The organism is Streptomyces sp. PsTaAH-137, from assembly GCF_003259365.1.
In the GTDB taxonomy this organism is placed as follows: domain Bacteria; phylum Actinomycetota; class Actinomycetes; order Streptomycetales; family Streptomycetaceae; genus Streptomyces.
In genome coordinates, this window is sequence record NZ_QLLY01000004.1 from 159956 (window position 1) to 175226 (window position 15271).

The following is a 15271-nucleotide window of genomic DNA, read 5'->3' on the forward strand; positions in this document are numbered from 1 at the left end:
ACGGTGGATCGCATGATCACGCCGAACTCCGCCGCCTCCGTTCCGGCGGAGGCGGTCGTCCCGGTCCGCCGCCGCCCCGTCGCGGCGGCGTTCCGCTGTCTGATCGCCCTCGCGGCCCTGACCGGCATCGTCATCGACCTGACGATCAGCGACAGCGTCCTGCGCGTCCTGAGCTACTTCACGATCCAGTCGAACATCCTGGTCGCGGTCGTCCTCGCCCTCTCGGCCCGGCACGCCTGGACCGCCCGGCCGCCTCTGACGCCCCTCCTGACGGGCGGCACCCTGCTCTTCATCTGCATCACGGGCCTCGTCTACCACTTCGTCCTGGCCAATTCCTCGTCCGGCTTCTCCATGACGGACGACCCGGCCCACGTGATGACGGGCTGGCGCACGGTCTCCAACCAGCTCCTGCACACCGTCACGCCCGTCGCGGTACTCCTGGACTGGCTCCTGCTGACCCGCCCCGGCCTCCTCCGCCCGCGCCACGCGGCCCTCTGGCTGCTCTACCCGCTCGCCTACTTCGGCTTCGCCCTGATCCGCGGCGCGATCATGACCCCGGGCACGCCGGCCCGCTACCCGTACCCGTTCCTGGACGTCGACGCCCACGGCTACCCCGGCGTCCTCACGAACGCGGTCCTCTTCGGCGCGGCCTTCTACCTGCTGGCCCTGGCCCTGGTTGCCCTGGACCACATCAGGCCCGAGATCCGCGCCCCCCAAAACCGGATTTCGTCTCCGGGCCCCGGTGGGCTAAAGTAAATGACGTCGCCAGGACCTGCAGCACTGCGGGAAGCGGAGCAACGACATCGGGGTGTGGCGCAGCTTGGCAGCGCGCTTCGTTCGGGACGAAGAGGTCGTGGGTTCAAATCCCGCCACCCCGACAGCCAAAACAGCAGGTGAGGCGCCCACCGGATTCGGTGGGCGCCTCACCTGTTTCTGTGTGCGGGGATCGGCGATCAGAATCTCGGCTCGCCGGGGTTCACGTCGAGGCTGTTCACGACGTGGTGGGCAACGGATTCCAGAGTCTGTCTCTGTCGGCGGCTGCGCTCGTGCAGGTGTGCCAGGGCTTCGGCGATCGAGCAGCCCAGTTGTGCGGAGATGACGCCGGTCGCCTGATCGACCACGACGGCCGGCTCTGCCGCGAGCGGTTCCCCGGGGGCGGCAGGAGCTGAGGCGGCGATCAGTGCGGCGGCCCGCTGCCCCATGTCCCATGTCCCATGCGTGGAGCATCATCTCCTCGGCCCGGGACCGCATGTGACGATCCCTGGCCCTCAGATCCGCTGCCCAGGCGCGCAGCTCGATGCTTTGCGCAGTGACGAGTCCGCAGTCCAGCCGCGCCTGCTCGCTCGAGAGAGGCAGAGTCGACTTAACGGCATCACGCATGGTCCCTCCCGCAACCGGCAGACGACGAGTCCACCTGATGAGTCTTCCCTGTCGCGAGCGGAAGTTCCACGGAACCACCCAGTTGTTCCTGGCCGGAAAGTGACCGAGCGTGACGTCACCGCCGCCGAGATGCAGGAGGTCTACGCCCGCCGGCTGGGGGCCCGGTCACCCCGGAACGGCGAGGCGAGGGGGCGACCAGGCCGGCGGATAGTCGGGAAGGGCGCCGGCACGGGAGTCGCCGGTCCGGGCGCCCCTCCACCGGTTACGGGGTCGGTGTGATGCCGGCCTCGTCGAGGACGTCGTCCAGGTCGCTCTCGATGGCGTCGAGGCTCTCCTGGACGTCGTCGGCGTTCGGCGGGGACGCGGTGACGTCGTCCGGGTCGATGTCGGGCACGGCGGACTTCATGGCGTCGTCCATGGCGTCGCCCATCAGTTCCTTGGCGAAGCGCTGCGCGGTCTTGTCGTCGATGCCCTCGCAGGCTTCGGGACGCCCGTCGGCGGCGGACGCGTCGCCGCCCTTCTTCATGGCCTCGTCGAACTGCTTCTTCATGGCGGCCTTGCAGGCGGCCGGGTCGGCCTCGGTGTCGCTGCCGCCGCAGGCGACAGCGCCGGTGGAGAGCAGTGCGGCCAGGACGGCCGCGGCGATGCGGGTGCGCATGATTCCCCCATGAGATGTGCTGTGTTGACGCTGCATCATCCGCGACGGGCGGGGTCCTGTGCGGTCGTTGTCACTCTCCTGTGACGTGGGGTGGTGCGCCAGGAGGCCCGGAATGCCACAACTCCCGTACTCACAAGGAGAAGGCGCCCGCCCTCGCCGCCGCCACGGTCGTCGCGGCCGACCGTTCCGGGAGGTGCGGGTCCGGGGCCGAGCGCAGGAGTACCAGGTGGTGGTAGAGCGGGGCCGTGGCCGTGATCAGCAGGGCGCGGGCGTCCGTGGGCGGGAGTTCGGCCCGGGCCACCGCTCGGGCGACCAGGATCTCGCACTGGGCGTAGCGGTCCGCCCACAGGCGGGTCTGGGCTCGCGCGGCCTGTTCGGAGTGGAACGAGGCGGCCACCAGCGCGACGGCGAACGACGGCCGCACGAGCAGGGATTCCTGGATCTCCTCGTTGAGGGCCGTCAGGTCGCCGTGCAGCGAGCCGGTGTCCGGGGGCTGCCAGTCGGTCTCGCCGGCCGCGTCGATGACGTCGGCGAGCAGGCCGCCCACGTCGTGCCAGCGCCGGTAGACCGTCGTGCGGTGGACTCCCGCGCGGGTCGCGACGCCCTCCATCGTGAGGCCCTCGTGGCCGCGCTCGGCGAGTTCGGCCCGTACCGCGTCCAGGACCTGGGCGCGGACGCGGGCGGTGCGGCCCCCGGGGCGGCGGTCCGGCGTCGCCGCAGGGTTGTCGGTCATCGCACCTCTCATCTCCCGTGTCCCCGTATCCCGCGTATCCCGTGTATCCCGCGTATCCCGTTTTCCTTGTGCCGTAATCGGTTGATCAAAGGGCCCGGGCGTGCGAGCATCCTCATCTTAATGCGACAGCTGTAGCAGTAGTGAGAGCCGTGCGAGAGGAACCGTCACCGCGATGCCGCCCGTTCCCGCCGACCCGACGATCCTCCATCCCATGCCGGAGCAGCCCCGCGTCGTCCTGCTGAAGCCGCTGCTGAAGTCCCCGCTGATCGAGGTCGGCGCGTACTCGTACTACGACGATCCGGACGAGCCGACCGCGTTCGAGACGCGCAACGTGCTGTACCACTACGGGCCCGAGCGGCTCGTGATCGGGAAGTTCTGCGCGCTCGGGACCGGGACGCGGTTCATCATGAACGGCGCGAACCACCGGATGGACGGGCCCTCCACCTTTCCGTTCCCCACCATGGGCGGCTCCTGGGCCGACCACTTCGATCTGCTCACGGGGCTGCCGAACCCCGGGGACACGGTGGTGGGCAACGACGTCTGGTTCGGCAACGGCGCGACCGTGATGCCCGGCGTCCGCATCGGGCACGGCGCGATCATCGCCACCGGAGCCGTGGTCACCAGCGATGTCCCCGACTACGGCATCGTCGGCGGCAACCCGGCCCGCCTCATCCGCACACGCTTCGGGGACGAGGACATCGCGCGGCTGCTCGCGGTGGCCTGGTGGGACTGGCCCGCCGAGGTCGTCACGGAGCACGTGCGCACGATCATGTCCGGCTCGATCACCGAACTGGAGTCGGTCGCGGCGCGGTTCGGGCCGTCCTAGCGCGCGCCGTCGGCCCCTTCGGGGACCTGCCGGCCGTCACCGGCCCCCCGCGCTCCGAGCACCGCTGCTTCCCGTCCGACCGCCCGTACATCTGGAGACGCAATGCCCACGATCGGCATCATCCTCGGCAGCACCCGGCCCGGACGCGTGGGACCGCAGATCGCGCGGTGGGTCGAGAAGACCGCCGGGGAACGCGACGACGCGGCGTTCGAGGTCGTCGACATCGCCGACTACAGCCTGCCGCTGTTCGACGAGCCGCGTTCACCGCGGCTCGGTGACTACGAGCACGACCACACCCGCGCCTGGGCCGCGAAGATCGGCGCGCTCGACGGATTCGTGTTCGTCACGCCCGAGTACAACCGCTCGATCCCGGCCGCGCTGAAGAACGCCATCGACTTCGTCTACAACGAGTGGAACAACAAGGCCGCCGGGTTCGTCGGTTACGGCAGCAACGTCGGCGGCGCCCGCGCCCTGGACCACCTGCGCCACATCGCGGGGGCGGTCCAGCTGACGGCCGTGCACACGCAGGTCCATCTGTCGTTGCAGAGCGACTTCGAGCAGTACACGACCTTCGCGCCCGCCGAGCGCCAGGACGGCGCGCTGCGCCAGTTGCTCACCGAGGTCGTCACCCTGACCTCGGCGCTCGCACCCCTGCGGCGGGCCTGAGGTCAGTCCGCCAGGCGGGCGAGGGCCAGCGCGTGGGCGCGGTCGAGGGCGTCGGCGGCGGCGCACGGGATGTCGGGCCGCACGCCGGTGCCCTCCCAGTTCGTGCCGGACACGGGGTTGACGGCGCGGCCGACGGGGACGGTGGCCTCCAGGTTCTGGTGCACGGTCCAGCCGTTGCACGGGTGGGCGCCGCCGAGGGTGGGCTCGCCGACGACCACGGCGCGGCCGAGCTGCTGAAGGTCGTACGCCAGTTCTTCGGCGGCGGAGAAGCTGCTTCCGCTGGTCAGGATGTACAGCGGCTTGCTGCCGCCGAAGCGGGCGCCGGGGACGTGGGGCAAGCTCCAGGACTGCTCGGTGCGGTCGCCGTCGCGCCAGTACATGGAGTTGAGGTGGGTGCGCTCGTCGAGGAAGTAGCTGCACGCGAAGGCGACGGTGTCCGGGTCGCCGCCGCGGTTGGCGCGCAGGTCCACGATCAGGGCCCGGGCGCGGGAGGCCACGGTGAAGGCGGCGCTCAGCGGTTCGGCGGCCCACTCCAGCGGGAACAGCATCGGGGCCAGCTCGACCACGGCGACCTGCCCGTCGAGCAGCCGCACCAGGGGCGCGCCGCCCAGCGAGGCGTCGAAGTCCCGGCGCATGGCCTCCAGGGTGGCCGCCCCGCGCTTCGGGGGGACCGCGTCGGCGTGGTGCTTGAGTCTCAGGTGCCGGTCGCCGTTGACGGACTGGAGGTCCGCGGTGACCAGTCGGGCGAGCTCCTCGGCGTCGTCGACGTCGTAGGCCCCCTCGGCCAGGCGTCGGCGCAGCAGGCCGGCCACCTGCTCGGCGATGTCGGGGAACACGTAGTGCTCGGTCAGCAGTCGGGCCGTCTCCTCGATGACAGGCGCGGGCAGAAGCTTCGTCACGGTCGTCATGGCAGGGAGTAGAGCACCGCCCTTGCGAAAGCGTCAATAGTTTTAGACACTTTCGGTATGAGCGATCAGCCCGTCCACCCGCCGCCTCCCGAGGACGTCCTGGAGATCGGCGCGCCCGAGCAATTCGCGGCGCTCGCGCACCCGTTGCGCCAGCGCCTGCTCTTCGCCCTGGGGCAACGGCCCGCCACGATCAGCCAACTCGCGGTGCAGCTCGACGCCAAGAAGGGCAACGTCGCCCACCACCTCAAGGTGCTCCGCGAGGCCGGTCTCGCGCACGTCGCCGAGACCCGTCAGGTGCGCGGCGGCACCGAGCAGTACTACCAGCGCACGGCCCGGCGCATGGTCGCCGCCGAACCTCAGGCGGCGGGCACGGCGGCGATGTTCGCCGCGGTGGCCCAGGAACTGGACCGCGCCCCCGTCGAGCCGCAGCTGACCCTGCGTCATCTGCGGCTCAGCCCCGCGAGGGCGAAGCAACTCGGCGAGATGCTGGCCGAGTTGGTCGACGAGGCGGAGGAGGACGGGGAGGACCAGCCGGTGCACGGGGTGCTGATGACGCTCTATCAGCAGGCCCGGCCCAGCGGTTCGGGCTAGCGGTTCGCGCTAGGGGTTCGGGCTAGCGGTTCGGGCTAGCGGTTCCGGCCGGCGGTATCGACCGGCGGTATCGACCGGCGGTGTCGGCTAGCGATTCCGGCCGGCGGTATCGGCCCCGCGAGGGGACACCCACCTGGCCGAGCGACGCAGCGCCGCCTCACTGCGCTCCATCCGTTCCCGGCTGGCCGCCAGCAGTCTCCGGGAGCGGGCGATCTGTTCGTTCGCCCGCTCCAGCACGCCCGGATTCGGCGCTCCCGCTCCGCGGCGCCGCAAGGCGGCGGCCGACGGCCTCCCGTCGACCGCGGCCCCACAGGGGCCGAGGACGCGGTTCCACGCATCGCCGGACCGGTCGCGGCCGTCGACGACGCGGTTCCGCACGCCGGCGGCCCGATCGCGGCCGTCGACGGATTGTCCTTGTACGCACCCGGCCCGTGCGCCACCGCTCGAAGCGCACGGTCCATCCAGCGGATCAGTGCCCATACGGGCCGTGTACCCAGACCCCGGGCCGCCAGTACCCCCCGGGAAAACGTGGCCGATGAGCACAACCTCCCCTGCCGGTCGGGGCAGTCGGGCGCGGCTACCAGGACGACTTGGTGACCCCGGGCAGGAACCCCGCGTGCGCCTGCTCGCGCACCCGTACCCGGGACATCCCGAACTTGCGCAGGTGCCCCCTGGGGCGGCCGTCCACGCTGTCGCGGTTGCGGACGCGGGTGGGGCTCGCGTCGCGGGGCTGGCGGGCCAGTTCGGACTGGGCCGCGGCGCGTTCGGCGGGGGTCGACGACGGGCGGCGGACGATCTCCTTCAGCTCCGCGCGGCGGGACGCGTACCGGGCGACGACGGCCTTGCGCCGCTCGTTCTTCGCGATCTTGCTCTGCTTGGCCATCAGACCTTCCCTCCCCGGGCGCGGATGCGCGCGACGGCCGCTTCCACGCCGATGACGTCGACCGTCTTGATGCCGCGGGCGCTCAACGTCAGACGCACATAGCGCCCTTCGCCGGGCAGCCAGTAGCGCTTGCGCTGGATGTTCGGGTCGAAGCGGCGGGAGGTGCGCCGGTGGGAGTGGGAGATGGAATTGCCGAATCCCGGCCGGGCGCCGGTCAGTTGGCAGTGGGCGGACATGGAGAGACCTGCCTCTCGTGGATCGCGGCCTGGTCGCCGACCGCCTTATTGATAATGGAAACCATTCCCATATAGTAGACCCATGTCTCGCATGTCTCGCAACGAACCACTGCCGGTCGTCATCGTCGGCGGGCTGCACGCCGACGCCCGCCGACACGTCGTCGAGCGGCTGCTGACGGCCGTTCCCGGGAGCGTCGCGCTCCACCACGACCTCGCCACCGCCACGCAGGGGACCGTGCGCCGCGTCGTCCGCGACGCCTCCGGTGTCCTGGCCACGGGCGACGCACCCCTGGTCAACGACTGCGCCTGCTGCGCCCTGCGCGAGGACCTCGTACCGGAGCTGGACCGGCTGGCCGCGGAGGGCACGACCCGGCTCGCGGTCGTCGAGCTGTGGGACTCGGTCGAGCCGAAGGCCATGGCCGAGGTCGTCGCGGCCCACAGCGGCGACGAGCTGCTGCTGACCAACGTGATCACCGCGGTCTCCCCGGCCCTCGTCCTGCCCTACCTGGGCAACGGCGACGACCTCGCCGAGGCCGGCCTCGCCGCCGCCGCGACGGACCGGCGCACCGTCGCCGACACCTGGGCCCGGCAGGTGGAGTACGCGCCCGTGCTCGCCCTCGTCGACGACCCGGAGGCGGACGAGCAGGATCACGCGCTGCTCACCCAGCTCCACCCCACCGCCCGCCGGGTCGACGCGGCGTCGGGCGAACTCGCGGCGCTGGCCTTCGCCGGGTTCGACGTCGAGGCCGCCGCGTCGGCGCAGCATCCCGCGTCCGCGCTGCTGCCCCAGGAGGCCGACGAGTCGGGCGTGAGCACGCTGGTCTGGCACCAGACCCGCCCCTTTCACCCCGAGCGGCTCTTCCAGGCACTCGAAGACCTCTGCTGCGCCGCCGCGCGCAGCCGGGGCCGGTTCTGGCTCGCCGACCGCACCGACAGCCTGCTCGCCTGGGACTGCGCGGGCGGGGCGCTGTGCGTGGAGAACGCGGGGCCGTGGATGGCCGCGCTGCCCGACGCGGGATGGGAGTTGATGCCGCCGGTGCGGCGCGCGGCCGCCGCGATCGACTGGCATCCGGAGCACGGGGACCGCTGCCAGCACCTCGTCTTCACCTCCCCCGGCCTCGACGGCGGCGGCATCGAGCGGCTCCTCGACTCGTGCCTGCTCACCGATGCCGAGTACGCGGCCGGGCCGGAGAAGTGGCGCCATCTCCCGGCGTCCTTCGCGCCGTTCCTCGACGCCTGAGACCCGGCCCCCGTTCCGTGCCGATCCCGACAACCTCGTAAGGAACCCTCATGTCCCGACGGACCACCGCAGCCCGCAAGTCCCCGAAGCCCCGCTCCCGTCCCCTCCTCGCCCCCGACGTCTCGTACATCGACTACAAGGACACCGATCTGCTCCGGAGGTTCCTCTCCGACCGGGGCAAGATCCGCAGCCGCCGGGTCACCCGGGTCACGGCGCAGCAGCAGCGGCTGATCGCCGCCGCGGTCAAGAACGCGCGGGAGACGGCACTGCTGCCGTACTCCAGCCGGCCCCGCGCCGCCCAGGACTGACGTGCCTACGCGGTGGCCCGCCCCGGCGCCGACGCCTCGGACCAGTCGCCCTCCCACAGGGCGGCCCGGACCAGTTCCGCCGAGCGGATGGTCCGGGTGCCGCGGGAGACGGTCAGGCGGACCTGGGCGCCGGTCGCGATGCCGCGGGAGGCGGCGGGCAGGGCCCAGGCCGTGGTCAGGTCCGTGCCGCCCTCGTCCAGGGCCAGGAAACGCGCCGCCCTCCTGTCCTTGCGCCACTCCACCCGCAGCACCTCGCCGGTGATCGTGTGGGGCGCACGCAGTTCCAGGCAGGCCAGGACCACGAAGTACCCGGCCAGCGCCCCGAAGACGACGATCGCCGCCCACTCGACCGGGACCGGGCCGTCCTGGGCCGCCGCGTCGTGCCACCAGCCGTGGGTGCCGCTCGCGAAGTTGCCGGGCATCGTCGCGAGGAACGCCAGGAACAGCGTCCAGCGCCGGAACTTCCCGGCCACGATGACGCCGAGCAGCAGACTGACCACCCAGCCCAGGCTGAGGACCAGGCCGGGGCGGCGCCAGGTGCCGCCGTCGGCCGCGATCGTCCAGTCGGGCTGGCGCAGCACTCCGAAGGCGACCAGGGCCGCGGCGACCAGACCCGCGGCGGCGGCCAGCTGGAGCAGCCGCCCCTTCGAGGCGCCGAAGCCGGGGAGCAGCCGCGGGTAGCGGATCCGCACCGGGCGCCAGGTCCCGCCGTACGAGGACCAGACGCGGCGGCGATCACCGGCGTCGAAGCCGAGGAGACGGCCGGCCAGGCTGGTGACGCCGAGCGCGGTCCCGTAGGCGAGATAACGGTCCCAGACGGCGACGGCGGCCGGGGGCAGCCGGGCGAAGTCCTCGTGCGCGGTCAGCCAGGAACGCAGTCCGGCCCAGTGCCCGGCGCGCTCCAGGCCGCGCGGGGTCGCGCGCTCGCCCAGCACCTTGGCCAGCAGCCAGCACATCGCGGACGCCGGGAGCACGCCGACGACGAACGCGGCGCGGATGTTGTGGTGACCCATCAGCGCGGCCAGGGCGAACAGGACGCCGGGCACGAAGGCGAGCAGCATCAGCCCGCCCGCCAGCCAGGACGCGAACCGGGAGCGGGACAGGCCGCGCAGCCGGGCCTCGGCGACGATGTCCTTGCGCAGTTCCGCGTTGAAGGCGGCGGCGCGCTTGGCGTCGCGGAAGGCGATCGCCCCGATGGGGGCTCCGCCCTCGGCGGTCCGGCTGATCACGCGCTCCAGGACGCGCCCCTCGTAGGGCCGCAGGTCCTGCGCGGCCCGGCCCTCGTCCGTGACGTGCACGGTGCTGGCGGCCGGGTCGTCGGCGGGCTGGCGCAGCTCGATGTAGCCGCGGGCGGCGAGGTCGAGCAGGGTGGCCGCGGCGGCGGACCCGACGCCCCGCCAGTTGTTGCCGAGGAAGCTGACCACGGCCGGGGACTCCGGGTCGGGCCCGAACTCCTGGGTCGCGGGCGCCGGGGTGACCGTGCCGTTGCGGGTGGCGAGCAGCGAGAGGCCGAAGAGGAGCAGCCAGAGCACGATCAGGGCGGCCCCGCCCCAGTAGAGCTGATCGGTGTGGCTCATCAGAAGCGCACCTGGACGGCGTCCTGCGGCGCGCCCGCGGCCTCGAAGTACTCCCGCCGCCCGTGCCCGCCGCCGAAGCCCGACACGATGTTCCCCGGGAAGCTCTCCAGCGCGGTGTGGTAGCTCTGCACGGCGCTGTTGTAGAACTGCCGCGCGTACGCGATCTTGTCCTCCGCGGACCTCAACTCGGCCTGCACGGTGGAGAAGTGCTGGTCCGCCTTCAGCTCGGGGTAGCTCTCGCCGAGTGCGAACAGCCCGCCGAGCGACGCGGTGAGCGCGTCCTCGGCGGCGGCCTTGTCCGTGACCCCGAGGCCGCTGCTGACGGCTGCCCCGCGCGCGGCGGTGACCGCCTCGAAGGTGGACTTCTCGTGGGCGGCGTAACCGCGCGCGCCCTCGACGAGATTCGGGATCAGCTCGTGCCGCCGCTTCAGCTGCACATCGATCTGCGCCCATGACGCCTGTGTCTGGTTCCGCAGCCGGACGAGCCGGTTGTAGGTCCTGACGACCCACCACACCAGCACCACGACCAGCACCACCACGACAGCACCTGCGATGACACCCATCGGCGTCGCCCCCAAAAGCCCCTGAAAGATCCGCCCCCCTGGCCGATCGACGCGATCTTAAACCGAAAGGCCGAATACCAGTTCCCCTTAAATGGACCAGGGCGCTTCTACACTCCGCGCATGACCTTGAACTGGGAACAGGTGGTCGTCCACACCGCGGACCCGGCCGCCCTGGGCCGTTGGTGGGCCGGGGCGCTCGGCTGGGTCGTGACGTACACGTCCGACGACGAGTTCGAGATCCGCCCGGAGGCGGACCGGACCCCGGGCATCGACTTCGTCCGCGCCGACGAGGTCGTCCGGCACCGGGGCCGGCTGCACCTCGACTTCCGGCCCGCCGACCAGGCCGCCGAGGTGGCCCGGCTGGAGGCGCTCGGCGCGCGGCGCGTCGACATCGGGCAGGGCGAGCAGCCCTGGGTGGTGCTCGCCGACCCCGAGGGCAACGAGTTCTGCGTGCTGGCCGCCCGCGGCGGGGAGTGATCCGGGGCACTGCGGGCCTCTCGGGCCGCATGTACCCTGGTGGGAGCAAGCGAAGGGGAGTAGCCCCGCGAACCGGTCGTCGACACACTGGAACCCCCGGGTTCCCGGTGGCCGGGCCCGCGCCGATCCGGCCGGGTGGGCGAGACCTTCGACCAGGCAGCCTGCCCATGGCCGCTGCCGGGTCGAGTGGTCCCCCGGAGCGGGTGGGTTCACGGGCCCGGCTGGGGCCCGTACAGAGAGAACCGACCTCCGATGCATCTCGATCCCGTGGCGATCGTCACCGCCTTCGGCCTGATCTTCCTGGCCGAGCTCCCGGACAAGACCATGTTCGCCTCACTGGCCATGGGCACCCGGATGAAGCCGATCTACGTATGGTTCGGCACCTCGGCCGCGTTCGCCGTGCACGTCGCCATCGCCGTCGGCGCCGGGTCGCTGCTCGGCCTGCTCCCCGGCTGGATCGTGAAGCTGGTCTCCGGCCTGATGTTCCTGTTCGGCGCCTTCATGCTGCTGCGCGGCGGGGACGACGAGGACGGCGACGACGAGTCCGGCGCGAAGACCGTCACCGGGTTCTGGCCGGTGTTCGGCACCGCCTTCATGGCCGTCTTCATCGGCGAGTGGGGCGACCTGACCCAGATCACCACCGCCAACCTGGCCGCCACGAACGGCACGTGGTCGACCGCCATCGGCTCGTTCCTCGCGCTGATCTCGGTCTCCGGACTCGCCCTGGTCGCGGGCCGGTTCATCGCCAAGCGGGTGCCGCTGAAGACCGTGCAGCGCGTCGGCGGCGTCTGCATGCTCGGCCTCGCCATCTGGTCGTTCGTGGAGATCTTCGCCTGAGCCTGCGCCGACTCTGAGCGGCCCCTGACCGAACCCTTGTGGATACAGGAACGTATCGAATACGTTCCTGTATCCATTTGTGGTTCGAGCGAGGTGACCGTGGCCGGGACAGTGACGAAGCGGCGTGCGCGTACGCGGCAGCGGCTGCTCGCGGCCGCGTTCGACGTGTTCGCCGAGGAGGGCTTCGGCCGCTCCACCGTCGAGCAGGTCTGTGAGCGGGCCGGGTTCACGCGCGGCGCTTTCTACTCCAATTTCTCGTCCCTCGATGAGCTGTTCCTCGCCTTGTGGGAAGAGCGGTCGGCGCGGATGCTCGACGATGTGCGGGCCGCCCTCGACAGCCTCGACCCGACCGATCCCGAGGCAGCCGTGCGCGCCGCCGTCGAGGCGACCCCCGTGGACGACGCCTGGTACCGGATCACCGCCGAGTTCACGGCGCACGCCCTGCGCAATCCCGGCCTGCGACGCGTGATGGCCGCCCGCGAGGAGGCGATCCGCGAGGCCGTGCTTCCGGTGCTCGTGGCCGCCCTGGAGCAGCTGGGGCGCCGGGTCACCGACCGGCGGGCCCTGGGAGACGCGCTGGTCGCCGTGCACGACGGGACCGCCGTGCAGGTGCTGCTCCAGCCCGACGACGCAGCCGTACGGGACCGCAGGCACGCCCTGTTCATGAACGTACTGACCGCCTACAGCACCCCCTTGGAGAGCGCATGAGTGACACCAACGCCGATGTCGCCGACGTCATCGTCGTGGGAGCCGGGCTCGCCGGGCTCGTCGCCACGTACGAACTGACCCGCGCGGGCAAGCGCGTCGTGCTCGTCGACCAGGAGAACGCCGCCAACCTGGGCGGGCAGGCCTTCTGGTCGCTCGGCGGCCTGTTCCTCGTCGACAGCCCCGAGCAGCGGCGCATGGGCATCAAGGACTCCTACGAGCTGGCCCTCGCCGACTGGCTGGGCTCGGCCGGCTTCGACCGGGAGACCGAGGACCGGTGGCCGCGCAAGTGGGCCGAGGCGTATGTGCGGTTCGCGGCCGAGGAGAAGCGGGACTACCTGTACGGGCTCGGGCTGAAGGTCACCCCGAACGTCGGCTGGGCCGAGCGCGGTTCCGGCACCGCGACCGGGCACGGCAACTCGGTGCCCCGCTTCCACCTCACCTGGGGCACCGGCCCCGAGGTCGTCCGCGTCTTCCGTGAGCCGGTCCTGGAGGCGGCCGAGCGCGGCCTCGTCACCTTCGAGTACCGCCACCGGGTGGACGAGTTGATCGTCGAGGACGGCGCGGCCGTCGGCGTACGGGGTTCCCTGCTCGCCCCCTCGGACGAGCCGCGCGGCGTCGCCTCCTCCCGCGAGACCGTCGGCGACTTCGAACTGCGCGCCAAGGCAGTGGTCGTCACCTCCGGCGGCATCGGCGGCAACCACGACCTGGTCCGCAAGAACTGGCCGGCCGACCGGGTCGGCCCGGCGCCCGCGTCGATGGTGACGGGCGTGCCCGCGTACGTCGACGGCCGCATGATCGAGATCACCGAGAACGCCGGGGCCTCCGTCGTCAACCGCGACCGCATGTGGCACTACACGGAGGGCCTGAAGAACTGGGACCCGATCTGGCCCGGCCACGGCATCCGGATCATCCCCGGCCCGTCGTCGCTGTGGCTGGACGCCACCGGCAAGCGGCTGCCCGCGCCGCTCTTCCCCGGGCACGACACGCTCGCCACGCTCCAGCACATCACCGCGACCGGCCACGACCACACGTGGTTCATCCTCACCCGGGCCATCGTCGAGAAGGAGTTCGCGCTCTCCGGCAGCGAGCAGAACCCCGACATCACCGGCAAGGACATGAAGCTCGTCCTCCAGCGCGTGAAGAAGGGGGCGCCGGGGCCCGTCCAGGCGTTCCTCGACAAGGGCGAGGACTTCGTCGTCCGCAGGAACCTGAAGGACCTCGTCGCGGCCATGAACGAGCTGACGCCGGACACGCCCGTCGAGTACGAGCAGGTCGAGCGGGAGATCGTGGCCCGGGACCGGGAGGTCAAGAACGGCTACAGCAAGGACCTCCAGCTCATGGCGGTCCGCAACGCCCGTTCCTACCTGCCCGACCGCATCACCCGCGTCGCCAAGCCGCACCGGCTGCTCGACCCGGCGCAGGGCCCGCTGATCGCCGTACGGCTGCACGTGCTGACCCGCAAGACGCTGGGCGGCCTGGAGACGAACCTCGACTCGCAGGTCGTGCGCGGTGACGGTTCCGTCTTCGAGGGGCTGTACGCGGCCGGGGAGGTCGCCGGGTTCGGCGGTGGCGGGGTGCACGGGTACAACGCGCTCGAAGGGACCTTCCTCGGCGGCTGCATCTTCTCCGGGCGGGCCGCCGGGCGCGCGCTCGCCAGGAGCCTCGCGTGACGCGCACCGCGCTCGTGACGGGCGCGTCGTCGGGGATCGGGGCGGCCGTCGCCGCCGCGCTCGTCTCACGCGGGTACCGGGTGTACGGCACGAGCCGGAACCCAGAGAAGGTCAACTCCCCTGTCGCCGGGGTCACTTACCTGGCCCTCGATCTCTCCGACGAGGCGAGCATCGAGGCGTGCGCGGCCGCCGCCGGGGAGGTCGACGTCCTCGTCAACAACGCCGGTGAGTCGCAGAGCGGCCCCTTCGAGGAGCTGCCGATGGACGCGGTGCGGCGGCTGTTCCAGCTGAACGTGTTCGGGGCCGTGCGGCTCAGTCAGCTGGTGCTGCCCGGGATGCGGGAGCGGGGGTACGGGCGGGTCGTCATGGTCGGCTCGATGCTGGCCAGCTTCCCGCTCGCCTACCGGTCGTCGTACGTCGCCTCCAAGGCCGCCATCAAGGGGTTCGCGCTCGCCGCGCGGCGGGAGTACGCGGGGTACGGGGTCGGCATCACGACCGTCGAGCCCGGGTCGATCGCCACCGGGATCAGTGAGCGGCGCACCCAGTACGTGGGGGTCGACTCGCCGTTCCGCGCCGCCTACGACACCATGCTCGCCGCGCTCAATCGCAATGAGGCGAACGGGATCTCGGCCGAGAAGGTCGCCGCGAAGGTCGTCTCGGCGGTGGAGGCCGGGCGGCTTCGGCCGTTCTATGCCGTGGGGAGCAATGCGCCGGTGGTCTTCGCTTTGCGGCGGGTGCTGCCGCGGGGGGTTTCGGAGCGGATGGTTGCTCGGAGGCACGGGTTGCGGTGACTCGGTCGGGCGCGGGCCGGTGGGGGCTGGCCGCGCAGTTCCCCGCGCCCCTGGGCCGTTCTCCGGGCGCGGGCCGGTGGCCGCTTCTCGCGCAGTTCCCCGCGCCCCTGAAGGCTGCGCTTCGCGCGCCTTCCCCTTGAGGCTGCGGCTTCGCCGCGCCTCTGTCGTTGACGAGATGGCGCACGAAGTGCGCATCTCAGGGGCGCGGGGAACTGCGCG

Annotated in this window: 19 protein-coding genes and 1 tRNA gene; 12 read left to right on the forward strand and 8 right to left on the reverse strand. The window is 71.9% G+C overall.

Features of this window, described 5'->3' with window-relative positions:
- Window positions 1-12: 12 nt before the first annotated feature.
- Both K377_RS09730 and K377_RS09735 read left to right on the forward strand, forming a co-directional pair.
- On the forward strand, window positions 13-756 hold the full coding sequence (locus K377_RS09730; RefSeq protein WP_111662822.1) for a Pr6Pr family membrane protein: 744 nt from the start codon (window positions 13-15) through the stop codon (window positions 754-756).
- A gap of 48 nt (window positions 757-804) precedes the next feature.
- A tRNA-Pro gene (locus K377_RS09735) sits at window positions 805-878 on the forward strand.
- A 75-nt stretch (window positions 879-953) separates the two neighbouring features.
- On the opposite strand, the gene K377_RS09740 is transcribed toward K377_RS09735, so the two are convergent.
- The 3 genes from K377_RS09740 to K377_RS09750 form a co-directional block, all read right to left on the reverse strand.
- Window positions 954-1202 carry an ANTAR domain-containing protein gene (locus K377_RS09740; RefSeq protein WP_111662823.1) on the reverse strand — a complete coding sequence of 83 codons (249 nt, stop codon included), beginning with the start codon at window positions 1200-1202 and terminating at the stop codon, window positions 954-956.
- A 440-nt stretch (window positions 1203-1642) separates the two neighbouring features.
- The gene (locus tag K377_RS09745; protein ID WP_181512525.1) at window positions 1643-2038 is read right to left on the reverse strand and encodes a hypothetical protein; all 396 of its coding nucleotides are present in this window, start codon (window positions 2036-2038) and stop codon (window positions 1643-1645) included.
- Window positions 2039-2168: 130 nt separating this feature from the next.
- Window positions 2169-2771 carry a TetR/AcrR family transcriptional regulator gene (locus K377_RS09750; protein WP_111662824.1) on the reverse strand — a complete coding sequence of 201 codons (603 nt, stop codon included), beginning with the start codon at window positions 2769-2771 and terminating at the stop codon, window positions 2169-2171.
- 172 nt (window positions 2772-2943) lie between these two features.
- Between K377_RS09750 and K377_RS09755 the strand changes: the two genes are divergently transcribed.
- Window positions 2944-3597, forward strand: coding sequence for a CatB-related O-acetyltransferase (locus tag K377_RS09755; RefSeq protein WP_111662825.1), 654 nt, complete (start codon window positions 2944-2946; stop codon window positions 3595-3597).
- A gap of 102 nt (window positions 3598-3699) precedes the next feature.
- Window positions 3700-4263, forward strand: coding sequence for an NADPH-dependent FMN reductase (locus tag K377_RS09760; RefSeq protein WP_111662826.1), 564 nt, complete (start codon window positions 3700-3702; stop codon window positions 4261-4263).
- A gap of 2 nt (window positions 4264-4265) precedes the next feature.
- Here the strand turns inward: K377_RS09760 and K377_RS09765 are convergent, their stop codons facing one another.
- Complete coding sequence (locus K377_RS09765; protein ID WP_111662827.1) at window positions 4266-5171, reverse strand: S41 family peptidase; 906 nt, start codon at window positions 5169-5171, stop codon at window positions 4266-4268.
- Window positions 5172-5228: 57 nt separating this feature from the next.
- Between K377_RS09765 and K377_RS09770 the strand changes: the two genes are divergently transcribed.
- Window positions 5229-5762, forward strand: coding sequence for a helix-turn-helix transcriptional regulator (locus K377_RS09770; RefSeq protein WP_111662828.1), 534 nt, complete (start codon window positions 5229-5231; stop codon window positions 5760-5762).
- A gap of 577 nt (window positions 5763-6339) precedes the next feature.
- Here the strand turns inward: K377_RS09770 and rpsN are convergent.
- On the reverse strand, window positions 6340-6645 hold the full coding sequence (gene rpsN / locus K377_RS09775) for a 30S ribosomal protein S14 (RefSeq protein ID WP_111662829.1): 306 nt from the start codon (window positions 6643-6645) through the stop codon (window positions 6340-6342).
- The gene (gene rpmB / locus K377_RS09780; protein WP_111662830.1) at window positions 6645-6881 is read right to left on the reverse strand and encodes a 50S ribosomal protein L28; all 237 of its coding nucleotides are present in this window, start codon (window positions 6879-6881) and stop codon (window positions 6645-6647) included. The genes rpsN and rpmB overlap by 1 nt, the downstream gene beginning before the upstream one ends.
- 91 nt (window positions 6882-6972) lie before the next feature.
- Between rpmB and K377_RS09785 the strand changes: the two genes are divergently transcribed.
- Window positions 6973-8121: a GTP-binding protein gene (locus K377_RS09785; RefSeq protein ID WP_111662831.1), complete on the forward strand. Its 1149-nt coding sequence runs from the start codon at window positions 6973-6975 to the stop codon at window positions 8119-8121.
- Window positions 8122-8171: 50 nt separating this feature from the next.
- Window positions 8172-8429, forward strand: coding sequence for a 30S ribosomal protein S18 (gene rpsR, locus K377_RS09790; protein WP_111662832.1), 258 nt, complete (start codon window positions 8172-8174; stop codon window positions 8427-8429).
- A gap of 5 nt (window positions 8430-8434) precedes the next feature.
- Here the strand turns inward: rpsR and K377_RS09795 are convergent, their stop codons facing one another.
- Both K377_RS09795 and K377_RS09800 read right to left on the reverse strand, forming a co-directional pair.
- Window positions 8435-10006 carry a DUF2207 family protein gene (locus tag K377_RS09795; protein ID WP_111662833.1) on the reverse strand — a complete coding sequence of 524 codons (1572 nt, stop codon included), beginning with the start codon at window positions 10004-10006 and terminating at the stop codon, window positions 8435-8437.
- Entirely contained in the window at window positions 10006-10569 is a 564-nt protein-coding gene (locus K377_RS09800) for a LemA family protein (RefSeq protein WP_111662834.1), read from the reverse strand. Before K377_RS09800 ends, K377_RS09795 begins: the two co-directional genes overlap by 1 nt.
- Before the next feature lie 120 nt (window positions 10570-10689).
- Here K377_RS09800 and K377_RS09805 point away from each other — a divergent pair, with 120 nt between their 5' ends.
- The 5 genes from K377_RS09805 to K377_RS09825 all read left to right on the forward strand — a co-directional run bounded on the left by K377_RS09805 (window position 10690) and on the right by K377_RS09825 (window position 15052).
- Entirely contained in the window at window positions 10690-11046 is a 357-nt protein-coding gene (locus K377_RS09805; RefSeq protein WP_111662835.1) for a VOC family protein, read from the forward strand.
- Window positions 11047-11298: 252 nt separating this feature from the next.
- The gene (locus K377_RS09810; RefSeq protein WP_111662836.1) at window positions 11299-11883 is read left to right on the forward strand and encodes a TMEM165/GDT1 family protein; all 585 of its coding nucleotides are present in this window, start codon (window positions 11299-11301) and stop codon (window positions 11881-11883) included.
- Window positions 11884-11994: 111 nt separating this feature from the next.
- Entirely contained in the window at window positions 11995-12591 is a 597-nt protein-coding gene (locus tag K377_RS09815) for a TetR/AcrR family transcriptional regulator (RefSeq protein ID WP_258395007.1), read from the forward strand.
- A complete protein-coding gene (locus tag K377_RS09820) occupies window positions 12588-14261 on the forward strand; it encodes an FAD-binding dehydrogenase (RefSeq protein WP_111662837.1) in 1674 nt (557 codons plus the stop codon). The genes K377_RS09815 and K377_RS09820 overlap by 4 nt, the downstream gene beginning before the upstream one ends.
- On the forward strand, window positions 14258-15052 hold the full coding sequence (locus K377_RS09825; RefSeq protein WP_181512526.1) for an SDR family oxidoreductase: 795 nt from the start codon (window positions 14258-14260) through the stop codon (window positions 15050-15052). The genes K377_RS09820 and K377_RS09825 overlap by 4 nt, the downstream gene beginning before the upstream one ends.
- Window positions 15053-15271: the final 219 nt, after the last annotated feature.

Excerpts from the sequence above, each read along its gene's own strand:
- K377_RS09820 (WP_111662837.1), top strand. The coding sequence starts at position 12,588 with ATGAGTGACACCAACGCCGATGTCGCCGACGTCATCGTCGTGGGAGCC.
- rpsR (WP_111662832.1), top strand. The coding sequence starts at position 8,172 with ATGTCCCGACGGACCACCGCAGCCCGCAAGTCCCCGAAGCCCCGCTCC.
- rpmB (WP_111662830.1), bottom strand. The coding sequence starts at position 6,881 with ATGTCCGCCCACTGCCAACTGACCGGCGCCCGGCCGGGATTCGGCAAT.
- K377_RS09755 (WP_111662825.1), top strand. The coding sequence starts at position 2,944 with ATGCCGCCCGTTCCCGCCGACCCGACGATCCTCCATCCCATGCCGGAG.
- K377_RS09740 (WP_111662823.1), bottom strand. The coding sequence starts at position 1,202 with ATGGGGCAGCGGGCCGCCGCACTGATCGCCGCCTCAGCTCCTGCCGCC.
- rpsN (WP_111662829.1), bottom strand. The coding sequence starts at position 6,645 with ATGGCCAAGCAGAGCAAGATCGCGAAGAACGAGCGGCGCAAGGCCGTC.
- K377_RS09770 (WP_111662828.1), top strand. The coding sequence starts at position 5,229 with ATGAGCGATCAGCCCGTCCACCCGCCGCCTCCCGAGGACGTCCTGGAG.
- K377_RS09730 (WP_111662822.1), top strand. The coding sequence starts at position 13 with ATGATCACGCCGAACTCCGCCGCCTCCGTTCCGGCGGAGGCGGTCGTC.
- K377_RS09805 (WP_111662835.1), top strand. The coding sequence starts at position 10,690 with ATGACCTTGAACTGGGAACAGGTGGTCGTCCACACCGCGGACCCGGCC.
- K377_RS09765 (WP_111662827.1), bottom strand. The coding sequence starts at position 5,171 with ATGACGACCGTGACGAAGCTTCTGCCCGCGCCTGTCATCGAGGAGACG.
- K377_RS09745 (WP_181512525.1), bottom strand. The coding sequence starts at position 2,038 with ATGCGCACCCGCATCGCCGCGGCCGTCCTGGCCGCACTGCTCTCCACC.
- K377_RS09800 (WP_111662834.1), bottom strand. The coding sequence starts at position 10,569 with ATGGGTGTCATCGCAGGTGCTGTCGTGGTGGTGCTGGTCGTGGTGCTG.
- K377_RS09795 (WP_111662833.1), bottom strand. The coding sequence starts at position 10,006 with ATGAGCCACACCGATCAGCTCTACTGGGGCGGGGCCGCCCTGATCGTG.
- K377_RS09760 (WP_111662826.1), top strand. The coding sequence starts at position 3,700 with ATGCCCACGATCGGCATCATCCTCGGCAGCACCCGGCCCGGACGCGTG.
- K377_RS09810 (WP_111662836.1), top strand. The coding sequence starts at position 11,299 with ATGCATCTCGATCCCGTGGCGATCGTCACCGCCTTCGGCCTGATCTTC.
- K377_RS09785 (WP_111662831.1), top strand. The coding sequence starts at position 6,973 with ATGTCTCGCAACGAACCACTGCCGGTCGTCATCGTCGGCGGGCTGCAC.
- K377_RS09750 (WP_111662824.1), bottom strand. The coding sequence starts at position 2,771 with ATGACCGACAACCCTGCGGCGACGCCGGACCGCCGCCCCGGGGGCCGC.